Origin of the sequence: Pseudomonas sp. NBRC 111119, assembly GCF_001320125.1 — a bacterium.
Classification (GTDB): domain Bacteria; phylum Pseudomonadota; class Gammaproteobacteria; order Pseudomonadales; family Pseudomonadaceae; genus Aquipseudomonas; species Aquipseudomonas parafulva.
The window spans coordinates 1-581 of sequence record NZ_BCAV01000106.1 but is presented as its reverse complement, the minus strand read 5'-3'; the positions used below and the strand labels follow the sequence as shown (position 1 = coordinate 581).

The following is a 581-nucleotide window of genomic DNA, read 5'->3' as shown; positions in this document are numbered from 1 at the left end:
GGTTCACCCAGGCCTGCACCGTCTGGCGAAACTCCGGATCATTCTCGTAATCCCCCGCCCACAGCGCGGGGTCCAGTTCGCGTACCTGAATATCAATGATCACCCGGCTGACACTGCCATTGAGCAGGTCCCAGAACCCGGGCGGCTTGTTGCCGGGATATACGATGGTCACGTCCAGCAGGGCATCCAGCTGCTCACCCAATGCAGCCAGCACGAAGGCCACACCGCCGGCCTTGGGTTTGAGCAGGTGGCGATAGGGCGACTGCTGTTCCAGCCGCTTGGCTTCGGTGAAGCGGGTACCTTCCAGGTAATTGACCACGGTCACCGGTTGGCGCCGGAACAGCTCACAGGCGGCCTTGGTGATTTCCAGGTCCTTGCCCTTGAGCTCGGGGTGTTTCTCCAGAAACGCCTTGCTGTAACGCTTCATGAAGGGGTAGTCCAGGCCCCACCAGGCCAGGCCCAGCAGCGGCACCCAGATCAGCTCTTTTTTCAGGAAGAATTTGAAGAACGGCGTGCGGCGGTTGAGGCTTTCGATCAGTGCGGGGATGTCGACCCAGCTTTGGTGGTTGCTCACCGCCAGG

1 protein-coding gene is annotated in these 581 nt (G+C 60.9%); it reads right to left on the bottom strand.

The genetic code is table 11. The annotated features are described in order from the left end of the window. Positions 1-581: acyltransferase (locus APH25_RS24765; protein WP_060483671.1), on the bottom strand; the 581-nt coding region annotated here is incomplete at both ends.